This window comes from Micromonospora sp. CPCC 206060 (assembly GCF_036906895.1).
Classification (GTDB): domain Bacteria; phylum Actinomycetota; class Actinomycetes; order Mycobacteriales; family Micromonosporaceae; genus Micromonospora.
On sequence record NZ_JBAKHU010000267.1, the window covers coordinates 1 to 779 of the forward strand.

Annotated in this window: 2 pseudogenes; both read right to left on the reverse strand. The window is 63.4% G+C overall.

The features are described from left to right. Nucleotides 1-226 precede the first annotated feature (226 nt). Nucleotides 227-423 (reverse strand): annotated as a pseudogene (locus tag V6U90_RS34170) (transposase); the annotation flags it as partial. Nucleotides 424-431: 8 nt separating this feature from the next. Further along, nucleotides 432-596, reverse strand: a pseudogene (locus V6U90_RS33670) (transposase); the annotation flags it as partial. Between the last annotated feature and the right edge of the window lie 183 nt (nucleotides 597-779).

Here is a 779-nt window from a genome sequence, read left to right on the forward strand (position 1 = left end):
GTTCCTGGTTCGGGTTGTCTTGGAGTGACAAACCTTGATACCGGAACCCCGCCTCTCACACCCCGATCAACACACCCTTGACCAGCCACGCCCACGCCTAACTGAACGGCGTTGGATCTAGTAGTGCTTTTTGACGTTATGCCGCCGGATGGGCGGATGTAGAGGCGGCACGCGCCGGCCATGACGGCGAGCAGTAGTCGCAGCTCGCGGAGCACGGCGTAGCGGGTCAGGCCGGCGCAGCCGCTTCTGGGTCGAGGCACAGCAGGGTGCAGAAGGCTTGGACGAGGACGAGGACGAGGACGGTGAGGGTGACGTGGCATTGCCAGCCGGTGAAACTGCGTCCGTCGACGTGGTCGAGGCCGAGGCCGGTCCGAGTTCGCGGTAGTCGCGTTCGATCCGCCAGCGGATCTCCGCTAGCCGTACCCGGCCCGGTCGATCGCGTCCACCGTCCACCGTGCCACGTTCGCCCGCACCGCCGGGTAGTCCCACGTCGAGGACGTGATGAATCGCTGTAACTGCTGATGATCGACGCCGGGGCGTTCCGCCATCGGCTGCATCGACTTCCGCGCGCCGTCGGTGAGCAGGCCACGCATATACAATTCGAAGTCAAACACCAACCACGATAGACAGCTACCCGACGCGCCGTGCACATGACAAAGCACTACTAAGGCGGCACTCAATGTGTATCCGCAGGCTGCATTGCCTGCGTGTTTCCTAGTGAGCCATTCCGCGCAACGGTCTGGTTGCTGGCTGTAGCCGCTTGGGTGTCCGGTAGGTCC